At 39.8% G+C, this 15,932-nt stretch carries 14 protein-coding genes; 8 read left to right on the top strand and 6 right to left on the bottom strand.

Annotation, left to right across the window (positions count from 1 at the left end; all coding sequences use genetic code 11):
* Nucleotides 1-96: 96 nt before the first annotated feature.
* Nucleotides 97-894, bottom strand: a complete 798-nt coding sequence (dapB, locus tag L1272_RS07310) for a 4-hydroxy-tetrahydrodipicolinate reductase (protein ID WP_138615973.1) — start codon at nt 892-894, stop codon at nt 97-99.
* A 280-nt stretch (nt 895-1,174) separates the two neighbouring features.
* Between dapB and L1272_RS07305 the strand changes: the two genes are divergently transcribed.
* Complete coding sequence (locus L1272_RS07305) at nt 1,175-2,488, top strand: Na+/H+ antiporter NhaC family protein (RefSeq protein WP_054561704.1); 1,314 nt, start codon at nt 1,175-1,177, stop codon at nt 2,486-2,488.
* Nucleotides 2,489-2,581: 93 nt separating this feature from the next.
* Entirely contained in the window at nt 2,582-3,364 is a 783-nt protein-coding gene (locus L1272_RS07300; protein ID WP_054551512.1) for an outer membrane protein OmpK, read from the top strand.
* A gap of 103 nt (nt 3,365-3,467) precedes the next feature.
* On the opposite strand, the gene L1272_RS07295 is transcribed toward L1272_RS07300, so the two are convergent.
* Nucleotides 3,468-4,265: a M48 family metallopeptidase gene (locus tag L1272_RS07295; RefSeq protein ID WP_054551513.1), complete on the bottom strand. Its 798-nt coding sequence runs from the start codon at nt 4,263-4,265 to the stop codon at nt 3,468-3,470.
* Between the two features lie 192 nt (nt 4,266-4,457).
* On the opposite strand from L1272_RS07295, the gene L1272_RS07290 reads away from it, so the two are divergent.
* Entirely contained in the window at nt 4,458-5,657 is a 1,200-nt protein-coding gene (locus tag L1272_RS07290; RefSeq protein ID WP_199529751.1) for a Bcr/CflA family efflux MFS transporter, read from the top strand.
* Nucleotides 5,658-5,685: 28 nt separating this feature from the next.
* On the opposite strand, the gene grpE is transcribed toward L1272_RS07290, so the two are convergent.
* Both grpE and L1272_RS07280 read right to left on the bottom strand, forming a co-directional pair.
* The gene (gene grpE / locus L1272_RS07285) at nt 5,686-6,294 is read right to left on the bottom strand and encodes a nucleotide exchange factor GrpE (RefSeq protein ID WP_235373081.1); all 609 of its coding nucleotides are present in this window, start codon (nt 6,292-6,294) and stop codon (nt 5,686-5,688) included.
* Between the two features lie 58 nt (nt 6,295-6,352).
* A complete protein-coding gene (locus L1272_RS07280; protein WP_235373080.1) occupies nt 6,353-7,297 on the bottom strand; it encodes an HrcA family transcriptional regulator in 945 nt (314 codons plus the stop codon).
* A 120-nt stretch (nt 7,298-7,417) separates the two neighbouring features.
* Here L1272_RS07280 and nadK point away from each other — a divergent pair, with 120 nt between their 5' ends.
* From nadK to L1272_RS07260, 4 genes are all read left to right on the top strand, one after another.
* A complete protein-coding gene (gene nadK / locus L1272_RS07275) occupies nt 7,418-8,302 on the top strand; it encodes an NAD(+) kinase (RefSeq protein WP_166340406.1) in 885 nt (294 codons plus the stop codon).
* 96 nt (nt 8,303-8,398) lie between these two features.
* Nucleotides 8,399-8,962, top strand: a complete 564-nt coding sequence (locus L1272_RS07270) for a hypothetical protein (RefSeq protein ID WP_194441584.1) — start codon at nt 8,399-8,401, stop codon at nt 8,960-8,962.
* Nucleotides 8,963-9,030: 68 nt separating this feature from the next.
* Nucleotides 9,031-10,704: a DNA repair protein RecN gene (gene recN, locus L1272_RS07265; protein WP_054551518.1), complete on the top strand. Its 1,674-nt coding sequence runs from the start codon at nt 9,031-9,033 to the stop codon at nt 10,702-10,704.
* Nucleotides 10,705-10,762: 58 nt separating this feature from the next.
* Nucleotides 10,763-11,161: a hypothetical protein gene (locus tag L1272_RS07260; protein WP_235373079.1), complete on the top strand. Its 399-nt coding sequence runs from the start codon at nt 10,763-10,765 to the stop codon at nt 11,159-11,161.
* Nucleotides 11,162-11,236: 75 nt separating this feature from the next.
* Here L1272_RS07260 and L1272_RS07255 read toward each other — a convergent pair whose 3' ends face one another.
* Nucleotides 11,237-12,832 carry a hypothetical protein gene (locus tag L1272_RS07255; RefSeq protein ID WP_235373078.1) on the bottom strand — a complete coding sequence of 532 codons (1,596 nt, stop codon included), beginning with the start codon at nt 12,830-12,832 and terminating at the stop codon, nt 11,237-11,239.
* Nucleotides 12,833-12,982: 150 nt separating this feature from the next.
* On the bottom strand, nt 12,983-14,578 hold the full coding sequence (locus tag L1272_RS07250; protein ID WP_235373077.1) for a hypothetical protein: 1,596 nt from the start codon (nt 14,576-14,578) through the stop codon (nt 12,983-12,985).
* 334 nt (nt 14,579-14,912) lie between these two features.
* On the opposite strand from L1272_RS07250, the gene L1272_RS07245 reads away from it, so the two are divergent.
* Nucleotides 14,913-15,932: tetratricopeptide repeat protein (locus L1272_RS07245; RefSeq protein WP_235373076.1), on the top strand; the 1,020-nt coding region annotated here is incomplete at its 3' end.

Raw genomic sequence — 15,932 nt, 5'->3', positions numbered from 1 at the left:
GTAATTTAGCTTTCAGATCTAATCTTAATTAATAAAATAGTAAAAATAAGCGTTATTAACTAAAAATCCACTGAAACTGCCAAAAAAGAAACTAAACTACTTCAAGTCAAGCACATCTTGCATGTCATAAAGTCCAGCTGGTTTATTTTTCAACCAGCCCGCAGCTCTTACAGCACCTAATGCGAAGGTCATTCTTGAACTTGCTTTATGAGTTAATTCTAGCCTTTCGCCAGAAGTTGCGAAATATGCGGTGTGTTCACCTACTATATCTCCGCCTCTCATGACTGAATAACCGATTTCATTTTGCGATTTTGCATGTTCGTCATTGCTTCTATCAAAACGCGCGACTTCATCATGCTGCCAGCCTTTTGCCTCGGCAATCGCTTCACCAATTGCCAATGCAGTTCCTGATGGCGCATCGATTTTGTGACGATGGTGGGCCTCAAATATTTCGATATCCATATCATCGCCAAACTTCACAGCCGCAGTCTGCACTAAGTTAAGCAGTAAATTCACGCCTACGCTATAGTTGCGGGCAAAAACAATCGGAATGTGTTTCGCGGCTTCATTAAGGGCATCAAGATCATCTTGGTTAAGGCCCGTAGTACCAATTACCATGGCGATATTTTTTTCGACCGCTGTTTTTAAGTGGTTGCGCATGCCTTGAGGTAAGGTGAAATCTATCAATACATCTGCATCTTTTACGTCTGTTTCTTTACTAAATGAAACATCTGCTGATGCAGCGCTGTTTAATTGATTAACCGCACTATCTAAAAGTGGTGAGTTTTCGCGTACGTACGCGCCCGTTAATGTTGCGTCATCTTTTTTTGAGACAGCTTCTAAAAGTGCAAGTCCCATGCGGCCGTTTGCGCCAAATACACCTATGCGGTTCATATAGTTACCTTATCTATTCTTCTTAGCTGGCTGGATTTTATCGAAAACTCATGTAATAGTCAGGTTAGCTTATAAAAAATACAGAGCTAATTTTAGATTTATTAATAGAACAACAATAATAACAGATAGTCTTTGCATTTAGCCATCTATACATTTAAACTTCTTCCTTTGCGCCGATTTGGTCTTTGGCTTGCGGGCGCTGTTGTTGTCTTTTAGACACAACTAAATACAGCTAAAAGAAGTGTTTGGCTGTGTTATTGGTTATCTAACGAGGAATATGATGCAGCCATCATTTAATAAAACAAAAGCAAAACTTTCTTTGCTGCCGCTTTTGGTGTTTGTCGGCTTATTTTTAGGCGCTGGCTTATACTTACAGTCTCAAGGTGTCGATTACGCCTTCTATCAATTGCCTGCTCCTGTGGCAATTTTACCTGCCATCATGCTGGCGTTTATCTTAAATAAAAATACCATCAACCACAGTGTTGAAACCTTTATTAAAGGTGCTGGCCATAGCAACATCATCACTATGTGTTTGATTTATCTGCTTGCTGGTGCGTTTTCTGCGGTTGCTGGTGCAACCGGTGGTGTTGATGCCGTTGTTAATGCCGGTTTATCACTTATTCCACCTGCTCTGTTACTACCTGGATTATTTTTAATCGCTGCGGTTGTGTCGACTGCGATGGGCACTTCAATGGGTACTATCGGTGCGATTGGCCCGATTGCTTATGCCGTCGCCCAAAAAACAGGCATTGATCCATCTCTGATGGCAGGCACGATTGTATCGGGTGCCATGTTTGGTGATAACTTATCAATCATCTCGGACACAACTATTGCTGCAACCCGCACGCAAGGCTGTGAAATGAAAGATAAATTCCGTGAGAACTTAAAAATCGCCTTACCTGCTGCGGCATTAACTATCGGCTTATTATTCTTCTTAACCCCTGCAGCAGAAGCTGTAGAGACACAAGACTTCGATATTTTATTAGTGTTACCTTATGCCTTTATCTTAGTGCTCGCGGTAATGGGCTTTAACGTATTCGTGGTGCTATTTAGCGGTATAATTTTCGCTGCACTTATGGGCTTTACTGGCAGCTATGAAGGTGCAAGCTTTGTAAAAGATGTTTATAAAGGCTTTACTGATATGCAGGAAATTTTCTTGCTATCGATGTTTATTGGTGGTCTTTCAGAGTTTATCCGTATTAATGGTGGTCTTGATTATATTGCTAACAAAATTCAGGCAATTACAAAAATCATTGCAAAATGGCACCGTAAAGTAGCAGATCAATTAGGGATTGCCGCACTGGTTATGACTAGTAACTTATGTATTGCCAATAATACCGTGTCTATTATTGTTGCAGGCCCAATTGCTAAAAAATTAGCAGATGATGGCGAAATTACAGGCAAGCGTTCAGCAAGCTTACTTGATATTTTTGCTTGTGTTACGCAAGGCTCATTGCCGTATGGCGCACAAGCACTTCTACTCGGCGCAACATTCAAAATTAGCCCATGGGAAGTCTCTACCTCTTCTTACTACTGCTTTATTCTTGCCTTTACTGCCGTTGCAGTAATTTGCTTACGCCGAAATAAAGCATAAGTTAAATAATTTTTTCTCTCGATACGCCCAAATATGGGCGTATCTGCTATAATCCTCACTTTATATCCCCCTTTACACCATCAATATTGAGATATGAACTTGAAAAAGATCCTTTCTGTTGCTGCGCTTTGTGCAGTAAGTACTTCGAGCTATGCCGCTAATTGGAGCTCTACGCAATTACACGTTAATAACGGTGAACACAAAAACCCGTTTTCATTGACTAAGTCAAACACCACGGTTGTATCACTACAGCATGCGTCTGGTTATGACTATGGCGACAACTTCTTTTTTATTGATTACAGCAATGACGACCGTCAAGATGGTTATCAAGATAAAGACTTTTACGGCGAATGGTATTCAACATTCAGTTTATCAAAAATCTCTGGCAGTGATTTCTCATACGGCGCAATTACTGATGTAGGTTTAACGGCAGGTTTTAATGCCGCAGGCGATTCGAAAGTTCTTAAGTATTTACCGGGTGTAAAACTAAGCTGGCAAGCACCTGGCTTTAGCTTTTTATCTACTTTATTTACCGCTTACATCGATGACAGTGAAGGCGTAGCACGCGGTGGTGCTCCAACTGAAACGAACAGCTGGATGATTGATGTTGCTTGGGGCTACCCATTCACTATTGGCTCACAAAAGTTCAACGTAACAGGCCATGTTGAATACATTGCAGAGCGTGAAAATGAATTTGGCGAAGATGTTAAAGCGTGGATTTTAGCGCAGCCAATCATTACGTGGGATTTAGGTCACGCAATGAGCATGAAAGAAAACACCTTACTGCTAGGCCTTGAGTGGCAATACTGGCACAACAAGCTAGGTACAGACACAACTGAGTCAGTACCACAACTTCACGTTGAGTGGACGTTCTAATAAGCTGAAAGCTGAAAGCTGAAAGCTGAAAGCTGAAAGCTGAAAAAATTAAAGCCTGTAGTCATCACTGAGTACAGGCTTTTTTAATTTCTATAGATATTCTTTACAGTTTACACTGCGGGGTTTTACCCTTTGCTCGCGCCGCTTGTTGGGCTTTTAATGCTTCCGACATATGCTTTTGAAGCTCTTTGATGCGGTTACCCGGTGCTGGGTGAGTCGACATAAACTCAGGTGTACCGCTACTGCCAGCTGCACTCATATTTTGCCAAAGCGAAACTGATTGCTCTGGGTTAAACCCTGCTTTTGCCATTAAATCTAAGCCAACAATATCCGCTTCTGATTCATGTGAGCGGCTAAATGGTAAAACAACACCATACTGTGCGCCTAAGCCTAAGGCTTGCATAATTTCGCCACGATATTGAACATTACCCATATCAAGTGCTGCACCACCAACTTGTAGTCCTGTTTGTAACAGTGCGTTTTGTGATACACGCTCATTAGAGTGCTCAGCAATAACATGTGCAACTTCGTGACCTAGTACTGTAGCCAATTGGTCTTGGTTTACAGCGACTTTTAATAAACCTGTATGAACACCAATATACCCCCCCGGTAATGCAAATGCATTTGCTGAATCTTCTTCAAATACAACAACTTCCCAAGACTGCTTGGCATACTCGTTAGGTAAAACCGCAATAACATCATCGGCAATACACTTTACATAAGCATTGACACCTGGATCAGTATTAACAGGCTGTGTTTTTTTCATTTCAGCAAAGCTTGCTTGACCCATTTGGCTCATTTGTTGATCTGAATAAAGTGCGATTTGGGTACGTCCCGTAGGAGAGGTTTTACAGCCAGCTAAAACAGCGGTGGCTAACACGGCCATGATTAACTTTTTCATACTAGTCCTTCAAATACTTTGTGTAATTGAGGCTAATATAGCAAAGCATTGCTTAATTTTATATGAAAATGAACAATCACCCACTCAGTTGTTACCATTTAGTTAATTCTTTTACTTAGCAGGCAAACTAAGTTCACCACAGTGACTCACACTGCTACAATAGTGACCTACTATTTGATGAATGAGTAAACAATGCCTTCCCCTGAGACTTTAAATAAACGCATTTTATTACCTTTACTGGCAAGTATTGTCGCGATTACGCCTTTGGCAATTGATCTATATTTACCAGCGATGTTGGTGATTGCCAACGACTTGCAAACAACCATGCCAAATGTGCAAATATCACTCAGCATTTATTTAGCAGGTTATGCTCTTGGCATGCTTTTTTTTGGCCCGATTGCCGATGAACTTGGCAGGCGATTACTCGCTAAGGTGGGTTTAGCGCTATTTGGTATCAGCTCATTAGCACTAGCATTTTGTACTAACATCGAATTATTTTGGTCTTTAAGAGCTGTGCAAGCATTCACTGGCGCTGCTGCAACCGTTGTAGTGCCGGGTATTATTCGTCATATTTATCGAGAGAACACAGCCAAAGGCATGTCTTATGTCTCGATGATTATGATGGTTGCCCCGTTAATTGCCCCTACTCTAGGCTCATTAATCATGGGAATTTCGACATGGCAGGTTATTTTTATTGCATTGGCGGCCTACAGTTTTGCTATTTTAGCCTTGGTGCAAATTCATTTAATCGATATTCCAATTTTTAAGAGTCAGCAACGTGGCTTGGCATTGTTCTTTAATAGCTATAAAACGGTATTTTCCCGTCGTAGTGCCCTTGCCGATATTGCCAGCTCAATGTTTGCCTCATTCGCATTCTTTTGCTTTTTAACATCGGTACCTTATGTATACCTCGATTTCTTCAAAGTAGATGAGCAATTGTTCGGTGTGTTATTCGCCTTTAACGTGTTGGCTTTAATGTTCGGTAACTTTATGAATACACGTTTAGTGCCGCGCTTGGGTTCTCGTAAACTGTTGTTTATTGGCCTTAGCATTGGCTTTGTGTCTGGTGGGGCATTGTTATTATTCAGTGTGCTGCATTTATCACTGTATTTTATCGTAGCAAGCATCGCACCACTGATGATGAGCTTAGGTATTATAGCGAGTAATGCGGACTCATTGATACTGATGCAATTTGAGGAAAAATCAGGCACTGCAACAGCTGTTATTGGTACCCTAAGATTCGGCAGTGGCGCTTTAGTTGGGCCTATCCTTGCTTTTGTTCACCCACAAAGTGCCATTCCATTTTCTGCTATGATGTTCAGCGCACTGATACTTATCTTACTCGTGCAGCTTTGGCATCGAAAATTGGACAAAAAAAATGCCTGTGATTAACAGGCATTATTTTATTTTTCTTTAAAGCTTATTCAGCTTCTTTTGATACCATAACCATTGCAGGGCGTAATAAACGGCCGTTTAATGTATAGCCTTTTTGCATTACTGCAAGAACAGTATTAGGTGCTACATCATTGCTTGGTTGAATTGACATTGCTTGATGGAATTCAGGGTTAAATTGCTCACCCTGTGGGTTAACAATTTGAACACCGAATTTTGATACCGCATCATTAAAGCTCTTAACAGTCATTTCGATACCTTCAAGCACAGGTTTAAGCTGCTCATTTTCTTTATCAGAGAACTCAATCGCACGCTCTAGGTTATCGATAACTGGTAATAATTCGTTAGCAAACTTTTCAAGTGCAAACTTATGCGCTTTTTCTACATCTTGAGCGGCACGACGACGCATGTTCTCAACATCTGCAGCAGCACGAACAACACTGTCTTTTTGATCGTTAATAGTTTGCTTAGCCGCTTCTAATTCGCTGTGTAGTAAAGCGATTTCAGCTTCAGGGCTCATTTCTTCGCCGTCAACTTGTTCAGCTGCTTTTTCTGCAGCTTCTACTTCAGCTTGCATTTGTTCAAATTCTTCGTTTAGTTCAACTTCTTGCTCTGGTGATTTTGTCTGCTCAGACATAGCTTACATGCTCCAATTCTTTACAACTGCGGTAATTATGGGGATTGAATTAAAAGATTCAAGAGGCTGATGAGCCGATTAACTTAAATTCTTGGATGATTGCTTCTATTTGCGCTGATTTTGGACAAATTACGCAAAATCGGCTCTGGTATTCATGGTTATTAAAATAAGGAACGCTGATCACCATCAACTCATTACAATCTGTAAATGGCAGTTGTTCTGTGTTTAATACCGATAAACCATTTTTAAATGCAAGTTTATCTTCAACAAAATTTAAAAACGATACACCTATATTTAAACTGGTTTGACAATCAACTTGGCGGTAAAGGTAGTTTTCACCGACCACAATACTGTTGTCTGAACCAAGCTTTTGGCTTAATTGCCGAGTCCATTGTGTTAGTGAGTCATGGCAATTATTTGGTGCCGTGCTTGCCATTGCCTGCATACGATATAAGCCTTCCATTAAGGTTTGCTGACTAAACACGGTATTAAGCCAAGTAGCAAACTGGTAACGAACGGCATCAGATGAATCTTCAGGTTTGGTAATGCAAATGTTATGGCTTTGCCCTGCTCTATCTATTAGTAGAATTAGCCAATTGCTACCATCAAAATCAAGCACCTCTACTCGAAAGACCAACTGCGAGCTGACTTGAGGTAAGCCCACACAACAACACACTTTATAGCGCTGACTCAAACCATGGGCTAGCTCGACTAATTGTGCTTGCTCAGGCTGCCAATATGGTGCGATTTCAGGTAGAGCAAAAAACTCATCAAGCCAATAATCAAAACCGGCATTGGTTGGTACACGCCCAGCAGAAGTATGTGGCGAATAGAGTAAGCCCACTTTTTCTAGCCGTGCCATAGCATTACGCACTGTAGCTGAACATACCGCCATGCCTTTTTGTTTGGCAATACGAGTTGAGGCTACAGGCTGACCTTCCCCGTTACAGTAAAGGCTCATCACAGCTGAAAAAATTTGTTGGTCGCGCGGATTTAATTTCATAATTCATACATCTTGCTTCTTGCCAGTGGATATTTGGGCGCAGCAAGTTTATTTCAAGTTATTTTCAAAGCATTAATTTTTAATGTAATCTATCGATATGAAAGTTTAAGTGCAAATAACATGGATTCACCGTTTAAAACCATAGGTTTAATTGGCAAACCTAATCACAGCGGGGCAGCTGCCACACTTGCTCGCCTGCACACATTTTTGCGAGCCTTGGGTTTCGAAGTGCTAGTAGAACAGCGCACTGGACGTCAACTTGAAGACCTTCCTCAAGAAAACCTAGTTAAATTGGTAGATTTAGGTGAACGAGCAGACTTAGCCATAGTCGTCGGTGGTGATGGCAATATGCTTGGCGCAGCTCGAGTATTAGCGCGTTTTGATGTCGCTGTGATTGGCGTAAACCGTGGCAACTTAGGCTTTTTAACTGACTTAAACCCAGAAGGTTTTGAAGCGAGCCTAGAACAAGTGTTAAGTGGCCAGTTCCTTGAGGAAAAACGCTTCTTGCTTGAAGTTGAAGTATATCGCCATGCCGAACTGAAAAGTGCAAACTTGGCAGTGAATGAAGCGGTACTTCATGCTGATAAAGTTGCGCATATGATCGAGTTTGAGGCCTTTATTAATAACGACTTTGTATTCTCTCAACGCTCTGATGGATTAATCGTTTCAACACCAACTGGCTCAACAGCCTATTCATTATCTGGCGGCGGGCCTATTTTAACCCCTGAGCTGAATGCGATTTCATTAGTTCCTATGTTCCCGCACACATTATCAAGCCGTCCTCTTGTGGTTGACGCTGACAATGAAGTACGTTTAAAGCTTAGCCTCGAAAATACCGACAGCCTACAAGTCAGCTGTGATAGTCACGTAGTTTTAGCTGTATTACCTGGTGACGAAGTAGTGATTAAAAAAGCTGACAAGCGTCTACGTTTGATTCACCCAAAGGAATACTCTTACTACAATGTATTAAGAAAAAAATTAAATTGGGGAAGCCGCTTATTTTAAGTGGCTTTTTTTATCTCAAGCTAATTGCCAAGGCGTATTGATTAGCGCAAAATAATAAGACTAAAAGCTGTATTTTTTAAAGGATTCTAAGGCGAAATGAGTTATATCGTTTTTCTTGCTCTATTATTACTTATCACCTTACTAGGTTGTTACTGGGTGGTTGAGAGCAATCGTCGTAAAGCTATTGAAGCTGAAAAAAAACGTTTTAATCAACGAGTCAAAGAAATCAATAATGACTTTAAAAATAAATTAATTGATTTTAGCGAAGGCAAAATTATCCGCCCTAAGAATATTTCGCGCCTAAATATGATCACCAGCAATTACTTTGTAGTGCAAGCGCACAATGAAGAAAATCTCACTTACCTCGAATTCATTAGCGATTTGCTTATCAACACAATCATAATGGAAGCCAGTAAAGCGCAAAGCCCTGAGGAAATTGATCAGCTCGCTGACAGGTTACAGTATTTTATGGCTGAATTGCCTAACAACGGCATCGAGTACAATAAAGCGTTTTATCAAGAAGCCTTACCATCGCTGATTGAAGTAATTAAATATCAGCCCCCCACCGATTTACAGGACGATCAGCCGCTAGCCCAGAGCACGCAAGCTGCAAATGAATCAGTCCAAGAAAATCAACTGCCAGAATTAAGCAAAGCTTAAAAATTTAATTTGCAAAACCCGAAAACACTGTATAAATTAACAGTTAATTGACTGGATGGATAAACAGTATGTTAATCGGGTTAGAAATTAAAAACTTTGCCATTGTAAGTAATTTAAGTACTGAGTGGCACAATGGTATGACAGCTATTACAGGTGAAACGGGTGCAGGTAAATCAATTGCAATTGATGCCCTGTCATTATGTTTAGGCGAGCGTGCAGATGCAGGTGCTGTTCGCCCAGGTACGGATCGTGCAGAAATTTGTGCACAATTTGATATTAGCCAACTCCCTCTTGCCCAGCACTTTTTAGAGCAACATTTACTCTCAAACAGTGAAGGCGAATGTTTACTACGCCGTGTTATTTGCAAAAATGGCCGCAGCAAGAGCTACATTAATGGCAGCTCAGTTACCGCTGCACAATTAAAAGAGATAGGTCAGTATTTAATTTCTATTCACGGGCAACATGCCCATCAGCATTTATTAAAAGCTGAACATCAGTTGCACCTGCTTGATGCATATGCCGGCCACAACCAGCTATTAGCTGATGTTAAAGAGCGCTTTAAAGCCTACCAAGCATTAATTAAAGAATTTAATCAACTTGAACAACAACAGCAGCAACAAGCAGCTCAAAAGCAATTACTGGAGTATCAAGTAGCTGAACTTGATGAATTTGCCCTGCAACCGGGTGAGTTCGAAGAGATTGAAGCTGAGCATCATAAACTAAGCCATAGCCAGACTATTTTAGAGTCATGCCAACGTGAGCTACAACACTTATACGAAAGTGATGAGCAAAGTGCGTGCTCATTGCTGCAACATAGCGCCCAACAATTTACAGAGCTGGCAAGCTACGATGAAAGCTTATCTAGCATAGCATCATTACTGAGTGAAGCTGCCGTTCAAGTTGAAGAAGCTAGCCGCGAGATACGCAGCTATGTTGATGTAACTGATTTAGACCCTGCCCGGTTAGACGAAGTTGAAACGCGTTTAACAGGTGCTATGGACCTTGCCCGAAAACATCATATAAAACCAGAAGAGCTGGTAGAATTTCATCAGTCAATCGCAGAAGAGTTAGCATCAATTAGTTATAACAGCGACCGCCTTGTTGCTCTCGAAAGCGAAATTAACAATGCCCTTGAGCAATATAAACAAGCAGCAAAACTGTTAAGTGAAAGCCGCCATAAATACGCAGATACGCTTAATCAATTAATTAGTGATAGCATGGCTAACTTATCAATGGAAAACGGCAGGTTTGCGATTGATATTCAACAAACTAGCGATAAAGCGCCAAGTGCAATGGGTTTTGATACGGTGTCGTTTTTAGTATCTACCAACCCAGGTCAACCGTTACAAGCACTATCTAAAGTGGCTTCTGGTGGTGAGTTATCGCGAATTAGTTTAGCTATTCAGGTCATTATTGCTCAGCGTGTTACAACGCCGACTCTTATTTTCGATGAAGTAGATGTGGGTATTTCTGGACCAACCGCGTCTGCAGTTGGCAAGCTTTTACGCCAATTAGGTAAATCAACTCAAGTTATTTGTGTAACTCACTTGCCGCAGGTTGCAAGCTCTGGACATCAGCAATTTTTTGTAGCTAAAGAAATTGCAAACGGCGAAACCTACACTCAAATGAATAAGCTATCTAAAGAAGGCCGTATTGATGAAATTGCCCGACTACTTGCCGGTGACAATATCAGTAAAATGGCTAGAGCAAATGCCAAAGAGCTTATAAGCGCACATGCATAACCCATTTTTAGCTATGAAACTTAGATTGTTGATGAATTTGATGGTATAGAGTTTATAAATGAAAAATAAAAATATACTTACAGCTTTGGGTCTTGCCTTAATAACGCTTAACTCAGGGCATTCGTTTGGCGCAGTGGTTGAGCCACCCTATAACGATACGCAGTTAGTCGTTGCTTTATTTAAATGTATTTTGTTTGTCTTGCCCTCAACTACATTGTTGCTGGTTCTATGGAGTCGCTGGAAGCACTTAAGATTTAAGCAATTATTACAAACAGTATTAAATTATTCATTGGTCATCATGTTAGCTAGCTTGATAATGGTTAATCATCTAACAGCTGGGCTTTCATCATGGTTAGTTGTGTTTGCTGGTATTCATTCATTGCTTGTTGGCATTAATTATTTATTGGTTAAACAACACACTAACAGGATAAAAAATACACTTACTAGTTGCTGGTAATGAAATTACTTTGGCTGCAAAAAAAATCGCGAAACAGCACGTTTCGCGATTTTAGTTCTTATTTGCTGATTAGCGTTATTCGATTTCGCTAGCTAAATATATCAAATTCATAAATAAACGGTCTGTCATACTACTAACTCCGGTACCATTAGTATAATTACCAACTTTATTTTGAGAGTTAATAATTGCATTATCTGCGAGTAATATATCACCCGATTTCAAGTCAAAAACCACTGTCGGTAAGCCATCTGGATTGACAGCTAACACTTGGCTTTCTTCTGGCATTACTGAGAAGTATCCCTTTGAACCACCGGCCTGATAAAAGCGTGTAACCTCTCCAAAAGGACCTGCAAATATAGCTTGTTGTATTTGAGAGTTTAAACCTTCTGGGTTTTGGGTATTTGGTCCATCTTTGTAGCCTTCTCTGGTTACTGTATAACCCCACTTTGAATACACCTTCTCGTCAGTCATATCGGAATCTGATGCTATGATGACAACATTTCCTTTCTTCTCTGACCAATTATATAGCTCTGCAATTTCTGTTTCAGTAAAATCACTGTTGTAAAAACTACCCATAAAGAAGATATCAGTGTTATAACTTTCAATCGCTTCCTGAGTAATTGAGCCTGATGCCGCAAAATCATGATTAACCGATACTGATTTAGCTACAACCCCACTTTCACCAAAATTTTCTGGGCTTGCAAGTTTAGCCATCGGTAAATCAAACAAGTAAGCGTTTAATGTGTAGTTTTGCCATCGTGCCTTTCTTTGCTTATCAATACTCGTAATTACAAGCGACTCTACTCCTGTACTACAAGTAGGCTGCGCATAACATGCAACAGGCTTTAGAGTATTTAGTGCTAAATCGTTTACTCGCACTGGGTATGTCCCCAATGTGCATGTTTTACCCGTTTCGATTGATGCTTTATATAATTTAGTAATATTAAAATTACCTTGATCATTAATGACTTCACGGGAAATTACCAATTCGTCATTTTGATTTAGAGCAGCACCTGTTACCGTCGTTAAACCATGTTCAGATTTTTTTGTTAACTCCAGTGTTTCCGGATCCAATAAAAAAATGCTTGTGGCAGAGATGAGGTAAACCTCACCATTTTTAACAACCATGTCGCCACGCAGAATATCTGAACTACTATCGTAGCCCTTCATATTGCCTAAGAACTGAGTTTCACCTGAATCAATAGCAACCTGGTAAAGCTTACTCCCTTTAGAGCCATAAATAACGTCTTTGTTAGGGTCATAAGCAAGACGGGTCATAGGGTTAGTACGTGCCACTACAGTGTGTTTGCCTGTAGACATATCAACATAGGCGAGTTGTGTAAATCGATACTTGTCGGCTTTTATAGGCAGATCATTTAACTCTTCATCTGATAAGTTGAGAATACTCGTATCCAGTTTATAAGTTAAAGGTCTTGGGGCTGAAACATAATAGAGTCTATTTCGATAGCTATCAAAAGCCATTGCTGCGGATGAGAACTTTGCAGCAGAATGAATGTTAGCCGTTTGCGCTTGCTCATCTAAAGAAAAAACGAAGCCCGAGCTTCCTCTCCCTGAGTTGATTCCATATAACTCACCCGTACATTCAGACGCGCTAAGGCCAGCAGGTATTAAGCCTAAAAGGCTAACTGTAGATAATAAAAACTTTTTCATTTTAAATTCCTTTCAATGTAAAAATAACTCACTTCCTGTTCAACTTTATTACTATCCTCCTTATAATTTTGAACGAAATTGGTATAAAACTCACAAACAAAATCGCGAGGCCACAAGCCTCGCGATTTCAATTAGCGCTTAAAATTACAATTAATCGATTTCACTCGCATAATTGATTAAGTTCATAAATAAACGGTCTGACATGCTCGATACCTCGGTACCATCAGTAAAGTTGTCTTCTTTATTTTGTGTTGTCAGCATACCGCTATCAGCAAGTATTATGTCGCCTGTTGCAGCATCTAAAACAATTGTAGGCAAGCCATCCTGATTTACAGCTAAGACTTGAGTCCCTGAAGGCATTTCAGAGAAGTAACCTTTTGCGCCACCAGCTTGGAAAAAGCGAGATACTTCACCAAATGGCCCTGCAAAGATTGCCTCTTGAGCTGCACTACCCACTCCTTCTGGGTTTTGTGTATTTGGACCATCAACATAACCATCGCGAGTAACTGTATAGCCCCAAGTCGTATACACTTTTTCTTCAGGGTAGTCAGAATCACCCGCTATTATCGCTACGTTTCCTTTTTTAAGGGACCAATTGTAAGCTTCATTTAATTCGCTATCTGTGAAGTCGCTTTTGTGGAAACTGCCAATAAAGAAAACATCGGTGCCATAAGCATCTATCGCAGCTTCAGTAATCGAATTTGCCGCTGCAAAATCATGATTTACAGATACTGTTTTATAAACAGTTCCCTGTTCACCAAAGTTTTCTGTACTTAAAAGCTTCGCAAGTGGTTTATCCATTAAGTGGCCATTTAGTGTATAACCTTGCCACGTTGCTTTTCTTAGCGTATCAATACTTGTAACAACAAAAGAGTCTGGCTCTACACTACATGTAGGTTGAGCATAGCAAGCAACTGGTTTTGCTGTATTTAGCGCCAAATCATTTATGCGCATCGGGTAGGTTCCCATTGCACACGTTTTGCCAGTCTCAATCGATGCTTTATATAACTTGGTAGTATTATAGTGACCTTGATCGTTTATAATTTCTCTAGAAATTAATAGCTCACCATTTTGATCAAGCGCAGCACCTGTAACAGCAATTAAGCCATGCTCTGATTTTTTCGTTAACTCCAATGTGTTCAAATTAACGGAAAAAATACTCGTAGCACTGATCAAAAATAGTTGGCCATCTTTAAAAACCATATCACCGCGTAAAATATCTGAGCTGTCGCCATAGCCAGTTAAGTTACCAAATAATGTAGTTTTTCCTGATACAGGATCAACAGTATATAACTTGCTTCCTTTAGAGCCATACATCATGTCAGTATTAGCGTCATAAGCCAGTCGAGTCATTGGATTAGATCGAGAAATTACTGTGTGTTCACCAGTTGCCATATCAACATAAGCAAGCTGAGTATATTTGTATTTAGCCCCCTTGATTGGCAGATCTTTTAACTCATCTTCAGATAAGTTCAAATCACTAGGATCAAGTTTGTAAGTTAGCGGTCGAGGAGCTGAAACATAATATAAGCGATCCCTTGCACTATCATAGGCCATAGCAGCAGAAGAAAACTTTGCTTTTGAGTGAATAGCGGCTGTTTGCTCTTGCTCATTTAAAGAAAAAACAATGCCTAGATGGCCGCGACCAGAATTAATTCCATACAACTCACCCGTACATTCATTAGCGACTACATTTGTAGATAAAGCACTTGTGATTGCAAGAACTGAAAGTAGCGATTTTTTCATATTATTACACCTAAGAATTAGGCCGACTAACTAAAATAACTAATAAAAATAATTAAATTACTGCTTTAACATCAGGCCATTACGTTTAAATTTTGTACGCAATAATTTTATTTCGCTACAGTTCAAACACAATCAGAAATTACTGATTTGTCTCTATTTATTATAAAAACAGACATAACAATTAGCACCAATTATGTAAAACACACTTTAGTATTGGCAATGGCTAATAACTTCTGATTTTCTATATTCCCAATGTTTTAATATTCTTACTGCTCCATATTTTCCACACATTTTCTCAGTAGCATAACGGCAAACTTGGTCACCGAAATATTTAATGAAGCTAACTGTAACTTTAATCCTTGCTCTTCTTTCTCTTCCTTGTATGGCTAATACAGGTCACATACCGCAGATAGAAGAAATATTTGCCTTAGAGCAGAAAGGAAACCTAAAAAAAGCACTATTGTTAATTGAAAAACTACAAAGCAATAGCACGCCTGTCGCAAAATCGACGATTGATTTGATAAAAGCCCCCATATTAAGAAAACAAGGGCAATACGAGGCTGCAATAGAGTTACTTTTACCTTTACAGCATATTGCTGAGTTGTCCAAAGAAGAGCATTATCAAATCCAAAAAGAGCTTGGTATCAATTACAGACGCCAAGTTAAAACGACCCAAGCTCAGCAGCATTATATGGCTGCACTCAAACTAGCTTACGAGTTAAAGGATAAAAACAAACAGGCACAAAGCCATAGTAATCTGGGTACCTTATATGACACGTTGAATGACCTAGACCAGTCTATGTTTCAGCAATTAAAAGCACAAAAGCTTTTAATTGGCAGTAAAGATAATGGGTTAATCGCCACCAATTTTTATAATTTAGCAAACCTTTCTCATCGCCTAGATGATCTTGCCCAGTCAGAATACTTCTACAAAAAAGCACTTGAGTTTGATATTAAAACAAAAAATCAAATAAACATTGCAGATACCAGCTTACAGTTGGCAAAGTTAGTTTATAAACGTGGTGACTATGAGCAAGCTTTACCCTTATTAAAAAATGCCTACTCACGCTTAGCTGATTTAAATGCTTATGAAGGAATGGCAACAGCAAAGCATACGCTAATGCAACTATATTTAAAGCTCGAAAATAAACATATGGCTTTAAGTAGTGCAGATTCAGGCCTCAGAGCAGCACTTAAATCTGGCTCAGCATTGAGTCAAATATATTCATATTTCAATTTAATTGAACTCCACCTGCCACTTAGGAACTCACAATTGATTGGCCTCTATTTAAGTCGTTCAAAAGAACTTATCGAAGGAATTGATAATCGGTTACTAAATAAAAAGCTGCATGGC

It is taken from the genome of Pseudoalteromonas sp. PAST1 (genome assembly GCF_021532515.1).
Classification (GTDB): Bacteria; Pseudomonadota; Gammaproteobacteria; order Enterobacterales; family Alteromonadaceae; genus Pseudoalteromonas; species Pseudoalteromonas simplex.
Note: the sequence above shows the minus strand (reverse complement) of the source record. Positions and strands in the feature narration are given on the sequence as shown.

What these genes read in the sequence shown, in the direction of transcription:
- L1272_RS07290 (WP_199529751.1), top strand. Translation starts at nt 4,458, where the DNA reads ATGCCTTCCCCTGAGACTTTAAATAAACGCATTTTATTACCTTTACTG.
- L1272_RS07255 (WP_235373078.1), bottom strand. Translation starts at nt 12,832, where the DNA reads ATGAAAAAGTTTTTATTATCTACAGTTAGCCTTTTAGGCTTAATACCT.
- L1272_RS07270 (WP_194441584.1), top strand. Translation starts at nt 8,399, where the DNA reads ATGAGTTATATCGTTTTTCTTGCTCTATTATTACTTATCACCTTACTA.
- L1272_RS07300 (WP_054551512.1), top strand. Translation starts at nt 2,582, where the DNA reads ATGAACTTGAAAAAGATCCTTTCTGTTGCTGCGCTTTGTGCAGTAAGT.
- L1272_RS07260 (WP_235373079.1), top strand. Translation starts at nt 10,763, where the DNA reads ATGAAAAATAAAAATATACTTACAGCTTTGGGTCTTGCCTTAATAACG.
- grpE (WP_235373081.1), bottom strand. Translation starts at nt 6,294, where the DNA reads ATGTCTGAGCAGACAAAATCACCAGAGCAAGAAGTTGAACTAAACGAA.
- L1272_RS07250 (WP_235373077.1), bottom strand. Translation starts at nt 14,578, where the DNA reads ATGAAAAAATCGCTACTTTCAGTTCTTGCAATCACAAGTGCTTTATCT.
- recN (WP_054551518.1), top strand. Translation starts at nt 9,031, where the DNA reads ATGTTAATCGGGTTAGAAATTAAAAACTTTGCCATTGTAAGTAATTTA.
- L1272_RS07295 (WP_054551513.1), bottom strand. Translation starts at nt 4,265, where the DNA reads ATGAAAAAGTTAATCATGGCCGTGTTAGCCACCGCTGTTTTAGCTGGC.
- nadK (WP_166340406.1), top strand. Translation starts at nt 7,418, where the DNA reads ATGGATTCACCGTTTAAAACCATAGGTTTAATTGGCAAACCTAATCAC.
- L1272_RS07280 (WP_235373080.1), bottom strand. Translation starts at nt 7,297, where the DNA reads ATGAAATTAAATCCGCGCGACCAACAAATTTTTTCAGCTGTGATGAGC.
- dapB (WP_138615973.1), bottom strand. Translation starts at nt 894, where the DNA reads ATGAACCGCATAGGTGTATTTGGCGCAAACGGCCGCATGGGACTTGCA.
- L1272_RS07305 (WP_054561704.1), top strand. Translation starts at nt 1,175, where the DNA reads ATGCAGCCATCATTTAATAAAACAAAAGCAAAACTTTCTTTGCTGCCG.